We start from the raw sequence: 19,958 nt of genomic DNA on the forward strand, positions 1-19,958 counted from the left end.
ATCGCATAAAACCAGTGATGTAGATGTAATTTATTTCGGAAGTCCCTTCTTCAGAGCGATATTGGCTCTTTCAACAGATTTTCTTTCCTTCCAGTCCATGTATCTTTTTTTATACCTGCCTTTCATGAAATTGTCAAAATTACGTTGAACAGCAAGATTCCATAAAGAATGTGCTTTTACAGCCCAGCTTTTATCCCATGCACGAAGAGAAAGAGAGAAAGATCCATCCAGATATTTCATCCAGTGCCACCAACCGGTAGGCATGAACAGGGTGTCTCCATGTTCAAGGTAACATTCTATCCCTTCAATACCATCCAACGCCGGGAATTTTTCAAAATCAGGGTTAGAGATATCATAATCTTCCAGTGCATAAGTTGCATAGGGAAGTTTATACAAACGGGTTTTCCACTTGTATTCGAAGAGAAGAACATGCTTTCTTCCGTTGAAATGCGTATGGAAGATATGAGGCATATCAATATCATAGTGAAGGAACGTTACCGAACCTTTACCCCCGAAGAACATACTCGGATATTTATCCAAAAATCCACCCATTAGATTCTTAGGCGGGATATAATCATCCAATAATTTAGGCGCAAATTTAATAGGATCAAAAAAGAAAATTCTTAAATCTGTAGGTTCCCTTTGGATCAGGTCAACGTATTCACCAAATGGCATTTTGGTAGTGGGAGTGTTGATGGGAGCTGCAGGATCAGCTTTAGCGCTGTCATATAAAGGAACAACAACATCACCAACTACTTCTTTCATATACTCCATTGTCCATTTCTGATATGCAGGCCAATTTCTTGCCATGTTTTTGATTACCACTGGCTTGCGAGGCTTCAGATATTTTTCACGGAAATCTTCTTGTGAAATGTCATCTACAATATCAATTGGTTTAAGGAGTATGCCCATTCGTTTTAAATTATCCTGCTAAATTATTAATAATTTATGATAGTAAGTGAAAATAATTTCGTTTATCTGGAATTAATATAAATAAATAAAACAACAGGATCAGATATTTTTATGTAACGTCTTTATTGATAGGGTTATTTGGTCTTTTTTTTGGAAATATATTCAATTCCATGAAAAAATATTATGGTATGGTGAGATCATCGTTTAAAGCTTTATGAAAGTGAATTAGTAAAGCTGTTTATTCAATAATAAAAGAGAGTAAAAGAAATTCTGAATTTTGTAGAATTTATGAAGCTAAACCAATGGAAAGGGAAACATTGGCATTTTGAAAATAGTCAACAGGTATAACCGAATATAATGTTTTGCATCACAATCCCAATTCTTATATTTGATGTATGAAAAAAGTACGTCTGTTAGCATTATTCTTAGTTGTTTTCAATACAGGTTACCATGCACAAATGAAATCTTTGCCCAAGGTTGAATCTGGGGTTTCGTATGAGCTGGCTCAGTTTAGAAAAAGTACATTAAGTGAGATTAAATATGAACTCAGTCTGAAAATTCCGGAAAGTAAGTCAGAAAGGATCTCCGGAACTGAAGTTCTTCGTTTTCAGTATAAAAAGCAAAACGAATCTCCATTGCTGATAGACTTTAAAGAAGATCCTTCATCACTTTTATCCGTATCAGTGAACGGGCAGGTGATAAAACCGGTTCTGGAAAACGAACATGTGGTTATTGATGCCCAATACCTGAAATCAGGATCCAATCAGATTAATTTTAATTTTTTAGCAGGAAATGGTGCGCTGAACAGACGTGACGGTTACCTGTATGCCTTATTTGTGCCGGATCGTGCCAGAACCATGTTTCCATGTTTCGATCAGCCTAACCTGAAGGCTCATTATTCACTTACTTTGATCATTCCTGAAAAATGGAGTGCAATATCCAACGGAAAACTGAATGATACCACTGTAGAACAGGGACAAAAGACATTGAAGTTCAATCAGTCAGATCTACTTCCAACCTATCTGTTTTCTTTTGCGGCCGGAGATTTTAAAAATCATACAGAAAAGATTAGCCAGCAGGATTCCAGAATTTTATATCGTGAAACTGATTCTGCGAAAATTAAGAACAGCATGGACTCTATTTTCACGCTGTATCGTAATTCTCTTGCTTATTATGAAAAATGGACAGGCATCAAACATCCTTTCCAAAAGCACGGAATGGCTGCCATTCCGGATTTCCAATTCGGAGGAATGGAACATCCTGGTACTATATTATTTCAAAACTCTACATTATTTTTAGATAAAAATGCAACACAGAATCAGCTGAATAACCGTTCTAATTTGATTGCCCATGAAGTGGCTCATCTTTGGTTTGGAGATCTTGTAACGATGGATTGGTTTAATGATGTCTGGATGAAAGAAGTTTTTGCCAATTTTATGGCAGATAAAAGTACCGGAGCATCTTCAGATAAAAGTACATATGATCTGAAGTTTTTAACCACCCATTTCCCGGCTGCTTATTCTGTAGACCGTACATTAGGAGCGAACCCTATCCGTCAGATTTTAGATAATCTGCAGAACGCAGGAATGATGTACGGCCCGATTATTTATAACAAGGCACCTATTATGATGCGACAGCTGGAATTATTGATCGGAGAGGAGGATTTCCAAAAAGGAGTAAGTGAATACCTCACAAAATATGCCTACAATAATGCAAGTTGGCCGGATCTTATTGCTATTCTTGACAAGCATACCTCAAAAGATTTACAAAGCTGGAATAAAGTATGGGTAAATGACCCTGGGAGACCTACTATTGATTATAATGTAAAATATAAAGGCAACAAGATAGAACGTTTTACCATTGTCCAAAAACCGGAATATGGAAAAGAACAAAAACTGTGGCCGCAGGAATTTGAAATCAGCCTTTTTTATGCCGACAAAATCGAAAAGGTTAATGTGAAACTGGATGGTAAGCAACAGGATATTTCCGAATTAATAGGAAAAGCAAAACCTCTGTTTATCTTACAAAATTCATCAGGAATAGGGTATGGCGTGTTTAAAACAGACAAAATGGTCGTGTCGAACTTTTCTTTGATAAAAGATCCTATCAATCGTGCCAGCGCCTATATTTCGTTATATGAAAATATGTTGAACAGTTCAGGTGTTGATACTCAGGAAGTATTGAGCTTTTTTGCAGAACAGCTGCCTAAAGAAACTACAGAACTGAATCTCCGTTTGATTACAGGTTATATTTCTTCTATTTATTGGAATTTTTTACCTGAAAACACCAGACTGAAGGAATCCGGAAATCTGGAAGACAGGCTATGGAAAGCATTGCAGGTGCAGACTGCAAAAAATAACAAGAAAATTGTATTTGATGGTTATCAGAATATTTTCCAGTCTCAACAGGCGTATGATAATCTGTATACGATCTGGAAGTCTCAGACACCACCACAAGGAGTATCACTTAATGATGAAGATTTTACCAACCTTGCTCTTGCCTTATCATTAAGAAATTCAAATAATAATGAACTGTTGCAGGAGCAGCTGACAAAAATTAAAAATCCGGATCGGGTAAATCGTTTTAAAATCATTATGCAGGCTGCTTCATCAGATCGGAAAGTGCGTGATGATTTCTTCAACGGACTTATGCAAAAACAGAACAGAACCAACGAATCTGCTGTTGGTTCAGCACTGGGCTATCTGCATCATCCCTTAAGACAACAGACTTCTATCCATTATCTTCCTAAGTCTTTGGAAATTTTACAGGAGATTCAGAAAACCGGAGATATATTTTTCCCGGATAACTGGCTTCGTTCTACATTCAGCAGCTATCAGGATCCCAAAGCACTTGAAGTGGCTAATCAGTTTCTTCTGAAAAACCCTGATTATAATGCTATTCTGAAAAATAAAATTCTACAGGCAACAGATAATCTGAGAAGAGCTCAGGAATTAGTAAAGAAATAGACAAGTATTCATTAAGAGAAAGCAATATGAAGTATTATGCAGGTGTACATAATTATTACTTAGCAGAATATTTAAATTCAGAAGTATTGGAGCAGTTCACAAGTTCATGGTGCTTTTATGATCCGGCTGAAGAACTCAGGCTTTCAGAATTATTGGATATTGATACCAATGCTTTCTCTTTTTTATGGGAATATTCAGATACTGCTTTATTATAGTACTGCTTGTAGGCAGAATCTTTTCATTTTTCAAAAAATGGTTATCTTCGGCTTCATAAAAAAAATGATATGCAAGTATATGAAGGGATTTCTGTGGGGTTGTATCTGTTGTTAATGATAGGTATAGGCATATATTCTTATAGAAAATCAACAAACAGCTCGGAAGAGTTTTTAATTGGAGGAAGAAAAATGGGACCTGCTGTTACAGCCCTGTCTGCAGGAGCTGCAGATATGAGTGGCTGGCTGCTGATGGGAGTTCCGGGAGCAATGTATCTGTCTGGTATTTCCAGCTCGTGGATTGCGATAGGGCTAACAATAGGAGCATTTCTCAATTACATTATTGTGGCACCAAGGCTCAGGATTTATACCGAAGTTGCTCAAAACGCCATCACCTTACCCGTATTTTTTGAAAACAGGTTCAAAAATAAAAACCACCTTCTGAAGATTACTTCTTCTATTTTTATTCTGGTATTTTTTACCCTTTATACGTCAGCAGGAATGGTATCCGGTGGAAAACTTTTCGAATCAGCTTTCGGAATGGATTACACCGTAGGATTATTGCTGACTAGCTTAGTTGTGGTTTTATACACGTTTTTGGGTGGATTTCTGGCAGTAAGCCTTACCGATTTCGTACAAGGAACCATTATGGTGTTGGCATTGGTTATAGTGCCTATTGTAGCCATTATTCAGATTGGAGGTGTAGGAGAGACTTTATCATTAATTGAGGCTAAAGATCCCAAATACCTGGATTTATTCAGAGGAACTACTACAGTGAGTATTATGTCTTTATTGGCGTGGGGATTAGGATATTGTGGCCAGCCACATATTCTGGTTCGTTTCATGGCTATTGATAAACCAAAAGATCTGGTGAAAGCAAGAAGAATTGGGATTACATGGATGATCTTCACTGTTGCAGGAGCTTTAGCTATTGGTTTGGTAGGAATCGCTTATCTGCAGAAATTCGATATGGAAACCATGATGAAATTCGATGGATCAAAAACAGAAGCAGAAACTATTTTCATTTACTTCTCCCGTATTTTATTTCATCCATTTATAGCAGGATTCCTATTGACTGCGATTCTGGCAGCAGTAATGAGTACTATTTCTTCGCAGTTATTGGTAACTTCAAGTTCATTAACAGAGGATATTTATAAAGCTTTCCTGAATAAAAAAGCAACACCCAAGCAGCTTTTGGTGGCCAGCAGACTTTCCGTTTTATTGGTAGCAGTTATTGCTGGGCTTTTATCATTAGATCCTAAAGACAGTATTCTTAATCTGGTAGGAAATGCCTGGGCAGGTTTTGGTTCAGCATTCGGACCATTAATCTTGTTGTCTCTTTTATGGAAGAAAACAACATGGCAGGGAGGTTTTGCCGGAATGTTGGTAGGAGGAATTACAGTTCTGGCATGGGTATATCTTCAGCATCCGTTGAAAGACTGGTATGAAATTATTCCGGGATTCATCCTTTCTTTAGTAACTAATATTATTGTTTCTCTATTGACCTACAAACCTGATACGGTTATTGAAAGTGAATTTAATGAAGTTAAAAAAATTATGCAGGAACCATAATGGGAACGACGAATTAATATAAAAAAACAAACCCTTGCCAATAAGCGAGGGTTTTGTGTTTTTTGTAATGTCAGGAAGCTGGAGGCTGGAAGGGGGAAGTAATTCTGGTCTTGAAATTAAAAGTGATCTTCTGTAGAGGATTTAATTTATTTATCTTCAGAAGTTAAATGAAGGAGAGTAGCTTCCAGCCTCCCTCTTCCAGATTCCTTACCCTATAACACAACTGGACTTTTTGCACTGTACCTCATAAACTCCTCACGGTCATGATAACCGAAAACTTCTACTTCCGGATGCTTTTTCATCAGAATCTTTATTTTTTCCATAGATTCAAGGCGTCTGTTATTATCGTCGGCTCTGGCTTCCGCTAACTGACCTGCAGGATGTTGTTCGTCTTCCAGTTCAGCTCTCAGATAGTAGGCGTCTCCAACATAGAAAATCCATTTTCTTTCCCATTCTAGGGCAATTCCGCAATGTCCTAATGTATGGCCAAATAAAGGGATGAGATAGATTTCAGTCTTCAGGGAAGTGTTCACCTTTCTGGCTTCCAGCCCAAACCATTGTTCATCAGATATTCCATACTCTTTAATGGATGGGTTATGATTTAAATGACTTTCAATATACCTTGGATTATCACTGTAAAAATTGATAAGTTCTTCTGCTGAAACATGTACTGTGGCATTAGGAAAATCGGCAAGTCCTCCGGTATGATCGGGATCCAGATGGCTCAAAATACAGTCCTTTACATTAGCTGGATCTAGCCCAAGCCCAAGAATCTGTTGAAAAGCGGTAAGCTTTCTGTCCAATTGAAATCCTACAGCTTCTATCAATTCAGCACCAAGCCTTTCATTAGGGTGTTCTACATCCTGTATACCCACTCCGGTATCAATCAGCAGCAGGTTATCATCTTCTTTAATCAGCAAACAGTGCCCAATGACATCATCATTCATAGGAATGGCTACTTTCACACAATTGAGATGGTGTATTCTCTTCATATTTTCAATGGTATTTGAGAGTTTTAATTTTATTGACAAATTACAAATTATAAGTAGAATTTCCTTTCTGTTTCTAATGAATACTGCTTTATTTAGCTGTATTCATAGCTTATCATGAAGAATTTTCCGGTATTTTGAAGGGAATTTAATTATCTTTAAATAATCATAAGTTAAAATGAAAAAAATATCGCTTATTATAGGAGCTGTTCTCCTGCTAGCTGTTGTTTTATTTTACAATTTTGGTGGATTGGATGTCTATCTGCTCAATAAGATGAACCGTTCTGCACTGCCTGAAAAATATAAAAGCTACCAGAATATAGACAGTACTAAATCCATCACTTTCGGACATCATGAAATAAAACTGATGTGGGAAAGTTATACACCGATTCAGCATTTCATAAGCTCAGAGGGAAATGTGATTGTTGTAACCAATGAAATTCCGAAAGACAGAAACCAGAAAGAAGTAGGAACAGATGGTGAAATGGGAAGTACTCGTTTTTATATGGATTATCATTTTTATAAGTTGGATAAGGATGGAAACATTATAGATCGTTATACTTATAAAAGCACCCGTGGAAATTGGAACGAGCTTTTGTTTGGTGACTTTATCGTGAATTATAACAAAAGATACTATAAAACCTGGATCAAAGACGGCGATACAATAAGAAAACCTATGATTGCTCAGAATGAAGATCTGAAATGGAGCGAGGAAGAACAGAAGAATCAGTATTATAAAATTGTTGAGAATGCTGATGATTATTTTGGCGAGAATAATAGGGATGAAGAACGAATAACCTATTATATGAATGGGAAATGGTATCAGTGGTATACCAATGTCAAACTTTCGTCAGGAATATATGGAAGGGTAAATCCTGGGTATAACAATAACCTTTTTGGAGTAGAGGATTTCGGTAGAAGAGAACTGGATCCGAACCGTTTTCCGAATATTATGCCTGTCTATTTTCAAAGAACGGAATTGAACAAATTTACGTCCAGTGCATCAGGAGGTGGGATATCCAATACTTCAAAAAGTTGGGATGGAGATTTGTACTGTCAGCTTTTAGTACAAGGAGATACCTTAAAGTTTAAAAAAGCGATGTTTTTTAATGAAAATTATACCACTGAAAAATTTTATAATACAAAAGGCAAAGATATTCAAAAGCTTAAGGCTGAGCTGGAGAAAGAATATGCTCCCTATTTGTTTTTCTCCGATAAAAGTCTCAACTTTCAGCTCTTTACAACCAATCAAAATAAGTTGTATATCATCAAACCCATTAAATAAATCAAATCCTTATGGATTAAAAAGAGATCACCAGAATCTTTTAGGAGATGTAATCTGAAACTCTGATTTCATACTGTTTATTTTACAAGTTTTACTTTAATAAATAACATTATCAAAGCGAGTGTTATAAAGATAATGCTTGCCCCAATACTATTTTCAATACCATAATGAGCAATCCAAAATCCGCCGAATAAAGTTCCGGTGGTTACAGCAAAATTTCCGCAGGAAGTAAAGATACTATTAATGAACTCTGATGAGCCGGAAACAGAAGAAGTAATATTGATGTTACTGATGAGAAACCCTCCTGAATGAATAAACCCCCAGAATCCGATGATCCAAACCATGGGTGCAAAAAAACTGCCATAATAATAGATCAATACATGGATGGCTGTCAGTACAATCAGAAATATGCAAGTGGTTTGAAACGGAATCCTACTCATGTATTTTCCTGCAATTTTATTTCCCAAAACCCCAACCGTACCAAACATAAAGAGCATGATACTGATTTGTTTACCATTCATATGTGTTACATTTTTCAGGAATTCTGCCATATAGCCGTAGGTAGAATACATTGCTGCAATGGTGAAGAATGCGATCAATAAACCAATCCATAAGTTTTTATTTTGAAAAATGTTAAGATCAAATACCATTGGAAATTCTATTCCTTTTTCGATGGCTGGTAATAAAAGCTGAACTCCAATTAATGCCACAATATTAATGACAGCTGTTAATAAAAATGAGGACTGCCAGTAAAATAGGTCAGACATTAAAGTAGCTAGAGGAACCCCCAACACAGTAGCCAGTGTAAGCCCGGAAAAAATGATACTTACTGCCTTTGATTTGTCTGAAGGATCGGAAGTTTTTTCAGCAAAAGATAAAGCAATGGACCAGTAAACAGGATGAAAAAAGGCAGGAAGCATCCTGACTACCAGTAATGCATAAAAATTTCCAATATAAGCAGAGAGAATATTGGCTACAGCAAAAATAAGCAGAGAAGAAACCAGCAGACTTTTTCTTTTGAATGATGACAATACAACAAGCATAAATGGACCAAAAACGGCTACAATCAAAGCAAAAGCACTCAGAAGCCAGCCTGCTTTTTCAATGGAAATGCCAAAGGTAGATGCAATTTCCGGCAATACTCCAATGACTCCAAATTCTGTTGTAGTGATTCCGAATACACCTAACGCAAGCACATAAAGATTTCTTTTCGATTTCATAATTTTTTTGTGCAAATTTGCAGAATAGACTATCAGAAAACTATATACTTACCTTTTAGTTCTATACTTACCTTTTTGAAAGTGTAATAATAAAAAACAGTATTATGCCCCAGTTTTTCCACGATAAAAGATTGTATTATACGCCGATTGAATTTGCTTTAAGCCATATTGGCGGAACCTGGAAGATGCCTATTTTGTGGAGATTGCAGGAAAAACCGCTTCGTTTCAGTGAACTTAAAAAAGATATTCCTCATATCACAGACAAAATGCTGACCAGCCAGCTAAGAGAGCTGGAGAGTAAAGAAATGATCCACCGTGAAGTGTATCCTGTTGTTCCTCCAAAAGTAGAATATAGTCTTACCGAAAAAGGGAAAAAAGCAATTCCGGTTATTGAAACTATTATGAAATATGGATATGATCTGATTCAGGATGAAGGAATTATTTTTCCGCCTAAAGAATAGCAGATGTTTCACGATTCATTTTCATAAAAATAAATTAACTTTACAGATATTCCGTTAGTTTCAATATTTCTTAGAGTTTCTATCGGAATAATAACTTTGTTCCGGAAATATTCTGATTTTCTATACCTGTTTTCGGGCATTCATTTATACCTTACTTTACGTTCTCAGTATTTTCTCTTGTTTCCCACTGTAAGCAGAAATATCCTTTTCTGATTTCGTTTTCTGAATGTTATCCTGAAAAAAATTAACCCAATAAAAATTGAAAATGAAGAATAACAATACAATTCAAAAACTCTACATTCTTACCGGAGGCCCTGGGGCGGGTAAAACCACTTTGCTAGAAGGATTAAGCGACAATGGATTTACAACTGTGGCAGAAGAAGGCAGGAAAGTTATCAGAGAACAGCTAAGTTCCCATGGAGATGGACTGCCTTGGATTAATAAAGCTTTTTTTGCAGAATTGATGTTTGGGGCTTCTGTAAAAACGTATGAGAATATAATTAAAACAATAGATGCTGGTCCTGTATTCTTCGATCGTGGAATATTGGATACAATTGGTTATCTCAAACTGGAAAAAATTCCTGTTCCTAAAGAAATGGAAATAACAGCCCGGGAAATGCAGTATAACAGAAATGTCTTTATTCTTCCACCTTGGAAAGATATTTATGAAAACGATTCCGAAAGAAAGCAAACTCTGGAAGTGGCTGAACGTACCTTTGAATGTATGTATGAAACTTATGTAGAATATGGCTATCATATTATTGAAGTTCCGAAAGTAACAGTAGAACAACGAATTAGATTTATTCTTGATCGTATTGAAAGCATTCCATAAAACATGAATTTCACAAGGCTATTTCTTGTAAATGTATACGTGATATTTTTAATCTGTAATTTTTCGCATCAGCATTTCCAGCGGACCCTGTTTGAATTTTTTACCCCAAATTTTACTGAAATACATACTGAGCATAAAAAATCCTACAGAATACAGTAAAATGTAGAGAGGTTCTACCGTATTTTTTCCACTAACGACTTCCGAATAGTTTTTGCCTTGGAATAATGCCGGTACAATAAGGCCAATGCTGAGGTGAGATACATAATGGGTAAGAGTCATTTGTCCTGTTCTTGCCAGATCCATCGCCCAGGTTTTTTCAGAAATGTACTGACTGATCAACATAAAACCCGTAATAAGCATCATCCCAAAACCAATTGTATTCAGGAGAAAAGGCAACACAGGCGGAATATAATCTGCATAGATGAATTCGCGGGTTTCTGTACTCAAATTCATAAAATTACTTCCATAGCGAATTCCTTCAACAATAAGATATAAGATAAGACCAATGCTGAAGGTTTTTTGCTGAGTTTGTCTCAGAGTCCAATCCAGTCTTCCCAGATAAAGTCCAATCGCAAAATAAGCAAACCATGGAAATATAGGATTCCAGCCATTGTAAAATGTATTTCTGATAAATCCGGAAAGCTTCCAGAAATCCGAATATTCAAGAGTCACCAGATTCCAACCGGTTTCAAACGGAATCACCAGAAGCAAAAGATGAAATATCACAATAACAATTGCGGCGGCAATCAGATAATACTTTTTATCCATGAATACCAGCAATGCCCCAATACTCATATAGCCGCCATAAAGATGGAGGATATCCGCCGGCCACCACAAACAAAATAACATTCCGAATATAAAAAGGAAAGCTGCTCTTTTAAGGATGGTATGGCGAAGTCTTCTTCTGTCTTCCTGAGTATATTCCTGAATCCGGTTGGTCATGAGGGCAACACCCATTCCTGCAAGGATCACAAATACCGTACTGGAATGCCCGCTGAAGAGTACCAGAAATTTTCCAAGAAATGAGGAGTCATCATGATTCCCGAATACCATATTAAAATTGACAATAAACATCCCGAAAATGGCGTACGCCCGGGCAAGATCAAATCCGATAATTCTTTTTTTCATACTGCATGATAATTGGCAGCAAAAATCAAGGTTAAGATTGGATATTCCTTTGATAAAAATCAAAAAATGGTGGTGGTGGAAGGGTTGGAGGCTGGAAGCTGGGAGAGGGGAGTTATTGAGGTTTCTGAATCTATATTAGTTTCTGTTAATTCAAAAGAGGTACATAGGTGTCAAGCCTAACAGTATTTCCAGCCTCCCGCTCCCAGCTTCGTTCTTATTCACTTTTTAGCCCGGATTCTGCTCAGTGTTTCCAGGGAAATTCCCAGATAAGAAGCAATATGGGTAAGTTTCAGGTGATGAAAATATTCCGGAGATTTTTTCAGAAGTTCTTCATATCGCTCTGTTGCATTCAGGGCATGGAAGTTAAAAAGCCTGTCCTCCAGCCAGATAATGTATAGTTCAGTCAGAAGAATATCATATTCCATCAATAAAGGGAACTTTTGCTTTGCGGTTTCAAAAACTTTGTAATCTACAGTTTCTACGGTTACATCAGTGAGACATTCAATAACCTCTTTGCTGGGTTTTTGATTGATATAGCTCTTAAAGGAAATGGCAATATCATCTTTAAAGAAAAACTCGGTCGTTATCTCCTTTTTATCCGCGTAAGTGAATTTTCGGGCAACACCATCAACAATGAGATGGCTTTTTCTGCATATCTCATCTTGCTGTAACAGGATCTCTCCTTTTTTAAACTGTTTTGTAACGGTTATTTTGTCAAGAGCTTCAAGAGTTTCTTTGTCAAATCGGGAAATAAGAGTCTGAATTTTTTCAATATGTTCTGTCATAATAGACTTTAATCTTTTAAAGGTTCCCCAATTATAATTTTTCAATAGATTCCGGTGAAATAAAGTCCCATTTGGCAAATAAGCTCAAATGAAGTTTCTTTGCCAGTGCAACAGAAGCTGTATTATCCACCTGGCAACGATATTGTGGTTCATAACCATCTTCTAAAGCAGCCTTTGAAATGACCTGAACAGCCTGTTTAGCATACCCTTTTCCTCTGAAGCGATTTAGTGTAATGACACCAATATCAGATAATTTAGTGTCCTGCCATGGGTACATACTTGTTGCGGCAACCAGTTGATGTTCTTCAAAGATTCCATATACCTTCCAATGATCCAGTTCTACAAAAGCTCCATCCAGATCTTGTTCCGTAGAGAAAGATTCAAACATAGAAAAATGCTCAGTATCATCTTCTGTTAAAGGACGGATGTTTTCCGGTGAATTAAGATTTAAAATGTTGGATTTCTCTTCTTCAGGGAAATAAAAAATATAGTCTGCTCCATACAGAAAGATTTCTTTATCCTTTAAAGTATTGATAAACTTGTCAAAATCAAGGGTGATAAGGTTGTTTTTTTTGAAATAACGGGCAACTTTTGAATTGATGATCGCCCAAGTGTTTCCGGATGGAAATTCCAGAGTCATAATCTGGCTGCCTTCCTCCAGATCTTCATTCAGAAATAAAGTGAAAGTAGGATTGTTGCAGAGAACTTCGCCCTGAAACTGATCTTTCCAGTATTCCTGAACAATGGGTGATGTGATTTTGCTGGTGTACATTATGGATGTTGAATGGATGCTTTTTACATATATAGAAGATTTGTATAAGAGATTGTCTCAAAAATTTTAAAATGGTTCTTTGTTATTTCTATTTTTCAAACAATCCCTGAAAACAAATATTGAATTTCTTTACTTTTGAAAAAACTCCGATATTATACTTTAAAGATACTACTAATCGTTCAATAATGGTCTTGGATCAAATACTACTTTTAAAGAATGGATCTTTCCATCCATAATCTGATACCATCCGGAAGCCTCTATGGTTTTATTTCCCATATCAATCATATACCAGAATGAAACATCTTCTCCTGCTGTGAAGGTTTTCATAATCTGATACTTAAATTTCATCTGCCTCATGTCTTTCATATACACTGAGGCTCCCTCTCTTGTTCCCAGTACTCCTATGAATTGGAATTCAGGATCAAGGCAGCTTTCCGCTTTGTCAAAATCTTCCTCATTTAAGTACTGAATAAACCGTTCTGCGATATTTTGGGCTGTATTGCTCATACTATTTTTTTATACAAGCAAAATTAGCAGATCAGTAGCAATCTGCTTTGTGACGATTGTCACAAAATGGATGCAGATTTAATTTTTTTCAACATTCAGAATCACAATAGGAGGGCGGTGGATGTGTTGTTCAAAATCAGGGCGAAGCTGTAAGAGTTCTTGAGCCGGGCTTGGCTCTTCAAGGTTTTTTATGATAAATCCTGCCTTCAATAACCCATTAACAATTGTGCTTAACTGATGATGATATTTTTCAACATCCTTTACGAACCAATCCTGTTTTCTGAGACTCTCCTCCGAATAACGATTGATTAACCAGTACTTTTCACCATTCAATTCTTCCCAAGGCTTTAATGCTGCCGTGCAGATAGGATGTTCCATAGAAAATAAAAACTGTCCGCCTGATTTTAATCCATTATAAATTTTTTGAAAAAGTAAGTTAAGGTTTTCAATATAATGTAAAGTCATCGAACTGATAACAAGATCAAATCTGTTTGTACCAAAATCATAATCCTCCAATGCAGAACATATCCATTCTACAGTTGATGAAGAAGTTCTGCTTTGGGCTTCATTCAACATGTTCTGTGAAATATCCAATCCTATAATTTTTTTTGGATTTTGTTTCAATAACTCCCGAACCTGATGACCCAGACCACAGCCCATATCCAGAATAGTTTTATCCTGAACAGGCAGCAATAAACTCTTCATTACCGGTTGTTCCAATAATTCATTTAATCCTTTGTCTCCATCGCGGAGAGCTTTATATCGGCTGAAAAAGTTTGGGTGGTCGTAAATGTTCTGCTTCATCGTCTGATCTTAAAATTATGGTGATAAAAAATTCTCTTTATTAAGGTTTATAAAGTTTTTCTGTAATAGTATTTTTCAAAGCCTTTTGGGAAATCGTGTTCAGTTCCTATTTTTTCAAACCCCACTTTTTCATAAAATTCAGGAGCCTGAAAACTGAAGGTATTTAAAGCAATATAGCTGCACTTCCTTACTCTGGCTTCTTCTATTGCTGCATGAACAAGCTGTTTTCCTAATCCATTATTTTTATAATCTTCAGCAATGGCCAGCTTTTGAATTTCCAAAGTGCCCCAGATAGAACGACCATACAAACCACCCACTACCTTTCCCTGATCATGAATGATGATTTCTAAAGGTTTGTTGATACTGTCAATTTCTTTAGTATTTTTCAGGTTATGCTGATAAAGAAGCTCAGATATAGTATCATAATATTCTTCTGTAATTTCGTCTTTTTTTATTATTTCCATGGATAATTTTTAGAGAAATGCTAATGGATTAATTTTTTGCTTAAATTACAAAAAAGAAAAGAAACCAATACCAATGAAGCTGCTGAATGAGGATATGAAATATTTGAAACCACCTGGAGCAATATCAAAATAACCAAACTGCTTAATGTCACAGAAATTAAGGATTTTGACGAATTGAAAACGGTATATTAATCTGATCTTTATATCTTAACGAGTCTTATTCTAATGCTGTGTTTTTTATATATTCTTTAATCCAGAGAGAAAGATCTTCCTCTGAAGAAATATTAATTTTTTTTCTGAAGTTGTGCCGGTTGTTTTCTATTGTTTTTACAGATTTAAAAGTATATTGAGAGATTTCTTTTGTTGTAAAACCAAGATAAAGGTAGGCGGATAGTGTAAGTTCGGAGGTCTTAAACTTAGAATCGATTTTTAACATTTTTCCGGTGAAGTCAGGAAAAATCATTTGAAATCTATTCCAAAATTCAGGCGAATTGTTTTTGGCCATCAGAATGAGCTCTGATACTGAATCGTTAACTTTTTCCTGTAATGTAGTGATGGTTTTCTCTTTTACTGTCAGATCATATTTTGTCTTTTCCAACAAATCATTTTTGTTTTCAATGATTTTATTTTTCTTCTTTTTAAGTTTATAGAAGATGTAGGCCAAGATCAGTAAGAAAAGGAATATCACTGATGCGAAAATAAGAATACTCTTATTTCTATCTGCCTTTCTTTTTTCTATTTCCTCTTTTAAAAGATTTTCTGTAACCCGAACAATATCTTTTTTGATTATCTTTTCATCATACCTTCTTTGGTCCGAGGATATCTTTAAATATTTTTTTTCATTGGAAATATCTCTTATTTCTTTATAACAATGGGAAATTTTTAAGTTGATGTCGGCACATGGATATAGATATTTTTTCTTATTATCAATGGCTTTTTTATAATAACTGATGGCTTTTTTGTATTCTTTTGAAAGAAAATAATAATCTCCGTACGCTTCCAAAATAGGGTATATAAAAGTATGTTGTTCTGCTATGGCTTGATGGTATGCCTTATCTATAAAAGGGAGTGCCAATTTTTCCTTATGTTCCCTATTGTATATCTGAGCCTTATAAAAATAACTGTAGGCCTTTCTTCTGAACATCCGGTTTAATGACAGATACTGATATTCAGGGATTTCCTCAGCTAGCTGTATCGATTTATCAATATATAGATGAGCAGAATCATATTTGTAGTTTTCTGTATAACAGTCTGCCATCCACATATATATTCTGGAAACAAAAAGTTTTGATTCAGCATTTTTGTTTGGATCAACAAGTTTTAATGCTGCTTTATTTTCCTGCATTTCCTGAGGAATCATGCTAAGCCTGGAATAGTAGATACTGGTTAATTCTATAAAAAGTGCTGTTAAAAACCGATCATTTTTTACAGCGCTTTCTCCTTTTCCTTTTCTTATAAATGGATAACTCTCATGGTATTTACCCATAAAAATCAGGTTCCGTGCCATATAGTAGTAAGCGTAAGCTTTCTGCCTTGAAGTTCCGGATTTCTCTGCAAGAAGACAAGCTCTTTTGGAGTATATAAAGGATTTTAATGGATCCTTATAGCTAGTGTCATCAGATAACTTTATAAGTATATCAATATTATTATTGTTACTATGAGCTGAAGGAAAATAAAAAATAGGTATAATCAACAAAATAATAAAAGACCGGAATTTCATTATGACAGTTTTAGAACAAAAGAATATAGTAAATATATCAATTTTTAGTGAAAAATGTTCATTTTTTTTTAACCTGGTTACGGAATTTTACTGAGAATTATAACAACGTGAATAAATATAATTTTATTACTCAGCAAAATGGCTGTAGATGTATTTATTGTCAAATCTATTATAGAATTTATATATTTTCAGTAGAGAACTTAAATATTTGATTTTCAGTTATTTTAATAAATAGGGTAGTTGTTGGGGGGAGGTTTTTTTAGCTATTTTTAAATATTTTCAATTGTTTTACAAAACTTTTCAAACCAAAGTGGTTTTTAACTTTCAACCTGTAGTTGAACAATCGAAATATTCAATTTCTAACTCTAAAAAAAAATAAATATGAAAGAAAAACTTTTATTGCCTCAAGTTGAAAGCACTAATGAATCTCTATTATCAAAAATGGAAATCTAAATATTTAAGATGAATATAAAGATCTCTTTCTTTCCAATTACAACCAAACTTTAAATATATAATTAATAATGAAAAAAGTATTTCTACTGCTTCCTTTTGCATTGTGCATTTTAGTAAAAGCTCAGGTTGGAATAAGCACATCTTATCCACAAGGAACATTTCACGTTGATGGAGCTAAGGATAATCCTAGTGATAGTGGCCCTTCTATAATCCAGCAGAGTAACGATTTTATAGTAACTTCAGCAGGAAATGTTGGAATCGGAACCATTACTCCTGCTACAAAAATAGATATAATAAGCAGTAATCCGGGAGCCATTAAAATAGCGGATGGTACCCAAGGAGAAAGTAAAGTTTTAATGAGTGATGCTGATGGTGTAGGTACCTGGAATACGCTGAACTCTTCCAAAGCTACAATACAAGGAGTATTTCCTGCAACGTCACAGACTATAAACTCCAATGGATCAGGAGTAAGGGGGACCGGAGTTAAAATATCATTAACGAAAGGGAAATGGATCATTAATGCGGGCTTAACGATTGAAAGTCAGATAGCAAGTCAAAGAATATGGTTGCATGCTTATCTTTCCAGCAGCCAAAATGCAAGAACCACAACAGGTTTTGAGTTATTAGGCCCCGCAGGAGCAAACTCAACTTATGCCGGCGTTATATTTCCTAGAATTGATGTTTCAGGAGACGGAAAATTTTCATTGCTTGCAGGTTCACAAATTATCAATGTAACTTCAGATAATGTGGACGTATGGATTGTAATTGAAAACAGACCGACCAATACCTGGGCCTATAGTACCGGTTCATTTGAAAACTATTTCTATGCTATTCCAATCAACTAAATAATATCAAAAAGGATTTGTAAATCTAATATTAGGCATTAAAGTACTTCATCAAAAATATCTAATTAATTTACACATCAATTATAAAACTAAAAACCTTTCCCTCTTCAAGTGTATAAACTAAAAAAGTTTATTACATAAATCCCTATGATGATGATGGGGATTTTTTAATGGTAATGGAAAGCTAATGTAGAATTATTAGGTAGATTATGTCATATTATGAATATGAATATATTGTTAATATCACTGTTGTGGGATTTTTTTTAATCAGTTTTTATTGTTGTAATGTATTGATATTCAACGTTTATTTAAAATAGGGTACTTGTTGGGGGGTAGTATTTTTTTGTGTTTTCATTTTTTTTTATTGTTTTACAAAACTTTTCACTCCAAAGTGTATTTCATCTTAAATCCATCAACTAACCAATCTGAATATTCAATTTCTCACCATAAAACAATAAATATTTAAATATGAAAAGAAAATTTTTTTTCCCGTTTTTTTTAATATCACAAGTAGTATTGTCGCAAGTAGGGATCAATACATCTAACCCAACAAAGACATTAGATATAAACGGCGACATGCGTATCAGAAATGTTTCCAGTACAAATTCTGATAATATTGATTTTTTGGTAAAGGACAATGCGGGTAATATAAGTTCTGTATCACGAAGTTTTTTTTCCCAGTCTGTGTCAGGAGTATTAAGTAATATTGTTTATCTGCAGGGTGCCAATCCTGTTACCATAAATGTAGGAAGTACATTAGCTGTTCCCGGCCTGACTTTTAATTATACTATAAAAAAAGGGGAAAAGAAGATCCTTTTATTTACCATTAATGGTTCTGTCCGGTCGGCAGCAGCAGCTGGTGTAGGAGCAACAGGGCAAGGCATATTTGGATTATTTGATGAAAATAATGTTAAGATAACTTCAGGGTATGCTAATTTTTCAGATATAGTAATATCCAATGACCGCTTACTAAATGCTCCGTTTCCAGTATCATTTCAAAAGCAGGTTATTATCGACAATTCTACTGGGACTTCAGATATCACAAAAACTTATATCGTTAAATATACTGCATGGGCAACTAAAACAACAGATGCCAATAAAGCTCAGATTGTTAATTTTATTCCTTCATCCTTTGCTGGTTATGATAATGATACTGAATCTCTATTGTCAAAAATGACAGTGCTGGTATTCAATATGAATTAAACGTTGAATCTTTTCTTATGATGAACAAATTTTTCAATAATAAGAAAATGAGAATAATCCTTTTATTTTTATTCTGTTTTAATAGGAACCCAGTTAGGTATATCAATGTCCAATACAAACAATATTAAAAACTAAAACCTTTCCCTCAATCAGGAGTGTAAACTAAAAAGTTTATTACTGTAAAAGTCCCTATCATAATATGGGGACTTTTTTATATTCACAATACGGAATATCTTTAACAAAATCTTTCAACATGGAAATCACATCTGTAGCATCATTCATTGATTATTATGAAAAAATCAGGGCAAGAACCAATAAGATCATTGAAATTATTCCTCCCGAACATCTTGATTTCTTTTATAAGCCTTGAAAATTTACCATTGGAGATCAGATAAGACATATTGCGGCTATAGAAAGATATAGGTACGGTGAAACCATTTCAGGAAGAGAAAGTGCCTATCCGGGATGTGGAAAAACCTGGCAGACGGATATGAGAATACCATAGCTTTTTTTAATGAAAAGCATCGCCAAATGCTGGAAATTATTCAGGGACTTTCGGATGAAGACCTTAATCGTAAATGCCTTACCCCTGCCAATAATCCAATCTCTATATGGAAATGGCTTAGAGCGATGGTAGAGCATGAGATCCACCACAGAGCAGAGCTTTATATTTATCTCAATCTTTTAGATGTCAAAACACCACAGATTTTTGGTTTTTCAGCAGAAGAAGTTCAGGATTTGAGTGTGAAACTGTAATTTTCAGTACAATCAATCATCTACAGTCATTAAAATGATGAAGGTTAATTTGTATATTGGCATTCAAAAATT

Annotated in this window: 20 protein-coding genes; 10 read left to right on the forward strand and 10 right to left on the reverse strand. The window is 35.0% G+C overall.

Annotation, left to right across the window (positions count from 1 at the left end; translation table 11 throughout):
* Positions 1 to 30: 30 nt before the first annotated feature.
* The gene (locus J2772_RS23400; RefSeq protein ID WP_209921283.1) at positions 31 to 912 is read right to left on the reverse strand and encodes a cupin-like domain-containing protein; all 882 of its coding nucleotides are present in this window, start codon (positions 910 to 912) and stop codon (positions 31 to 33) included.
* Between the two features lie 395 nt (positions 913 to 1,307).
* Here J2772_RS23400 and J2772_RS23405 point away from each other — a divergent pair, with 395 nt between their 5' ends.
* From J2772_RS23405 to putP, 3 genes are all read left to right on the forward strand, one after another.
* The gene (locus J2772_RS23405) at positions 1,308 to 3,878 is read left to right on the forward strand and encodes a M1 family aminopeptidase (RefSeq protein ID WP_209921287.1); all 2,571 of its coding nucleotides are present in this window, start codon (positions 1,308 to 1,310) and stop codon (positions 3,876 to 3,878) included.
* Positions 3,879 to 3,904: 26 nt separating this feature from the next.
* Positions 3,905 to 4,093 carry a hypothetical protein gene (locus J2772_RS23410; protein ID WP_209921292.1) on the forward strand — a complete coding sequence of 63 codons (189 nt, stop codon included), beginning with the start codon at positions 3,905 to 3,907 and terminating at the stop codon, positions 4,091 to 4,093.
* Positions 4,094 to 4,162: 69 nt separating this feature from the next.
* Positions 4,163 to 5,662 (forward strand): sodium/proline symporter PutP, encoded by a 1,500-nt coding sequence (putP, locus tag J2772_RS23415; protein ID WP_209921295.1) that lies wholly within the window; start codon positions 4,163 to 4,165, stop codon positions 5,660 to 5,662.
* 212 nt (positions 5,663 to 5,874) lie between these two features.
* On the opposite strand, the gene J2772_RS23420 is transcribed toward putP, so the two are convergent.
* Positions 5,875 to 6,654, reverse strand: a complete 780-nt coding sequence (locus J2772_RS23420) for an MBL fold metallo-hydrolase (RefSeq protein WP_209921297.1) — start codon at positions 6,652 to 6,654, stop codon at positions 5,875 to 5,877.
* A 175-nt stretch (positions 6,655 to 6,829) separates the two neighbouring features.
* Here J2772_RS23420 and J2772_RS23425 point away from each other — a divergent pair, with 175 nt between their 5' ends.
* Complete coding sequence (locus tag J2772_RS23425; protein ID WP_209921300.1) at positions 6,830 to 7,936, forward strand: hypothetical protein; 1,107 nt, start codon at positions 6,830 to 6,832, stop codon at positions 7,934 to 7,936.
* A gap of 77 nt (positions 7,937 to 8,013) precedes the next feature.
* Here the strand turns inward: J2772_RS23425 and J2772_RS23430 are convergent, their stop codons facing one another.
* Positions 8,014 to 9,156 carry an MFS transporter gene (locus J2772_RS23430; protein ID WP_209921304.1) on the reverse strand — a complete coding sequence of 381 codons (1,143 nt, stop codon included), beginning with the start codon at positions 9,154 to 9,156 and terminating at the stop codon, positions 8,014 to 8,016.
* Between the two features lie 104 nt (positions 9,157 to 9,260).
* On the opposite strand from J2772_RS23430, the gene J2772_RS23435 reads away from it, so the two are divergent.
* Both J2772_RS23435 and J2772_RS23440 read left to right on the forward strand, forming a co-directional pair.
* On the forward strand, positions 9,261 to 9,617 hold the full coding sequence (locus tag J2772_RS23435) for a winged helix-turn-helix transcriptional regulator (protein WP_045495896.1): 357 nt from the start codon (positions 9,261 to 9,263) through the stop codon (positions 9,615 to 9,617).
* Between the two features lie 265 nt (positions 9,618 to 9,882).
* Positions 9,883 to 10,449: an AAA family ATPase gene (locus J2772_RS23440; protein WP_209921306.1), complete on the forward strand. Its 567-nt coding sequence runs from the start codon at positions 9,883 to 9,885 to the stop codon at positions 10,447 to 10,449.
* Positions 10,450 to 10,497: 48 nt separating this feature from the next.
* On the opposite strand, the gene J2772_RS23445 is transcribed toward J2772_RS23440, so the two are convergent.
* A complete protein-coding gene (locus J2772_RS23445) occupies positions 10,498 to 11,577 on the reverse strand; it encodes a DUF418 domain-containing protein (RefSeq protein WP_209921309.1) in 1,080 nt (359 codons plus the stop codon).
* Between the two features lie 12 nt (positions 11,578 to 11,589).
* Between J2772_RS23445 and J2772_RS23450 the strand changes: the two genes are divergently transcribed.
* Complete coding sequence (locus tag J2772_RS23450) at positions 11,590 to 11,757, forward strand: hypothetical protein (RefSeq protein WP_209921310.1); 168 nt, start codon at positions 11,590 to 11,592, stop codon at positions 11,755 to 11,757.
* A gap of 38 nt (positions 11,758 to 11,795) precedes the next feature.
* Here the strand turns inward: J2772_RS23450 and J2772_RS23455 are convergent, their stop codons facing one another.
* The 6 genes from J2772_RS23455 to J2772_RS23480 form a co-directional block, all read right to left on the reverse strand.
* Positions 11,796 to 12,362, reverse strand: a complete 567-nt coding sequence (locus tag J2772_RS23455; protein ID WP_209921312.1) for a Crp/Fnr family transcriptional regulator — start codon at positions 12,360 to 12,362, stop codon at positions 11,796 to 11,798.
* Positions 12,363 to 12,393: 31 nt separating this feature from the next.
* On the reverse strand, positions 12,394 to 13,134 hold the full coding sequence (locus J2772_RS23460) for a GNAT family N-acetyltransferase (protein WP_209921314.1): 741 nt from the start codon (positions 13,132 to 13,134) through the stop codon (positions 12,394 to 12,396).
* Positions 13,135 to 13,305: 171 nt separating this feature from the next.
* Positions 13,306 to 13,641, reverse strand: coding sequence for a nuclear transport factor 2 family protein (locus tag J2772_RS23465; protein ID WP_209921317.1), 336 nt, complete (start codon positions 13,639 to 13,641; stop codon positions 13,306 to 13,308).
* Between the two features lie 78 nt (positions 13,642 to 13,719).
* Complete coding sequence (locus J2772_RS23470; protein WP_209921320.1) at positions 13,720 to 14,445, reverse strand: class I SAM-dependent DNA methyltransferase; 726 nt, start codon at positions 14,443 to 14,445, stop codon at positions 13,720 to 13,722.
* A gap of 47 nt (positions 14,446 to 14,492) precedes the next feature.
* Positions 14,493 to 14,909, reverse strand: coding sequence for a GNAT family N-acetyltransferase (locus J2772_RS23475; protein WP_209921323.1), 417 nt, complete (start codon positions 14,907 to 14,909; stop codon positions 14,493 to 14,495).
* Positions 14,910 to 15,126: 217 nt separating this feature from the next.
* Positions 15,127 to 16,629 carry a hypothetical protein gene (locus J2772_RS23480; protein ID WP_209921326.1) on the reverse strand — a complete coding sequence of 501 codons (1,503 nt, stop codon included), beginning with the start codon at positions 16,627 to 16,629 and terminating at the stop codon, positions 15,127 to 15,129.
* A 521-nt stretch (positions 16,630 to 17,150) separates the two neighbouring features.
* On the opposite strand from J2772_RS23480, the gene J2772_RS23485 reads away from it, so the two are divergent.
* The 3 genes from J2772_RS23485 (at position 17,151) to J2772_RS24255 (ending at position 19,886) form a co-directional block, all read left to right on the forward strand.
* Positions 17,151 to 17,927: a hypothetical protein gene (locus tag J2772_RS23485; protein ID WP_209921329.1), complete on the forward strand. Its 777-nt coding sequence runs from the start codon at positions 17,151 to 17,153 to the stop codon at positions 17,925 to 17,927.
* A gap of 468 nt (positions 17,928 to 18,395) precedes the next feature.
* Positions 18,396 to 19,130 (forward strand): hypothetical protein, encoded by a 735-nt coding sequence (locus tag J2772_RS23490; RefSeq protein ID WP_209921333.1) that lies wholly within the window; start codon positions 18,396 to 18,398, stop codon positions 19,128 to 19,130.
* Between the two features lie 465 nt (positions 19,131 to 19,595).
* A complete protein-coding gene (locus J2772_RS24255; protein ID WP_245365317.1) occupies positions 19,596 to 19,886 on the forward strand; it encodes a DinB family protein in 291 nt (96 codons plus the stop codon).
* Positions 19,887 to 19,958 lie beyond the last annotated feature (72 nt).

The organism is Chryseobacterium jejuense, from assembly GCF_017877355.1.
In the GTDB taxonomy this organism is placed as follows: Bacteria; Bacteroidota; Bacteroidia; order Flavobacteriales; family Weeksellaceae; genus Chryseobacterium; species Chryseobacterium jejuense_A.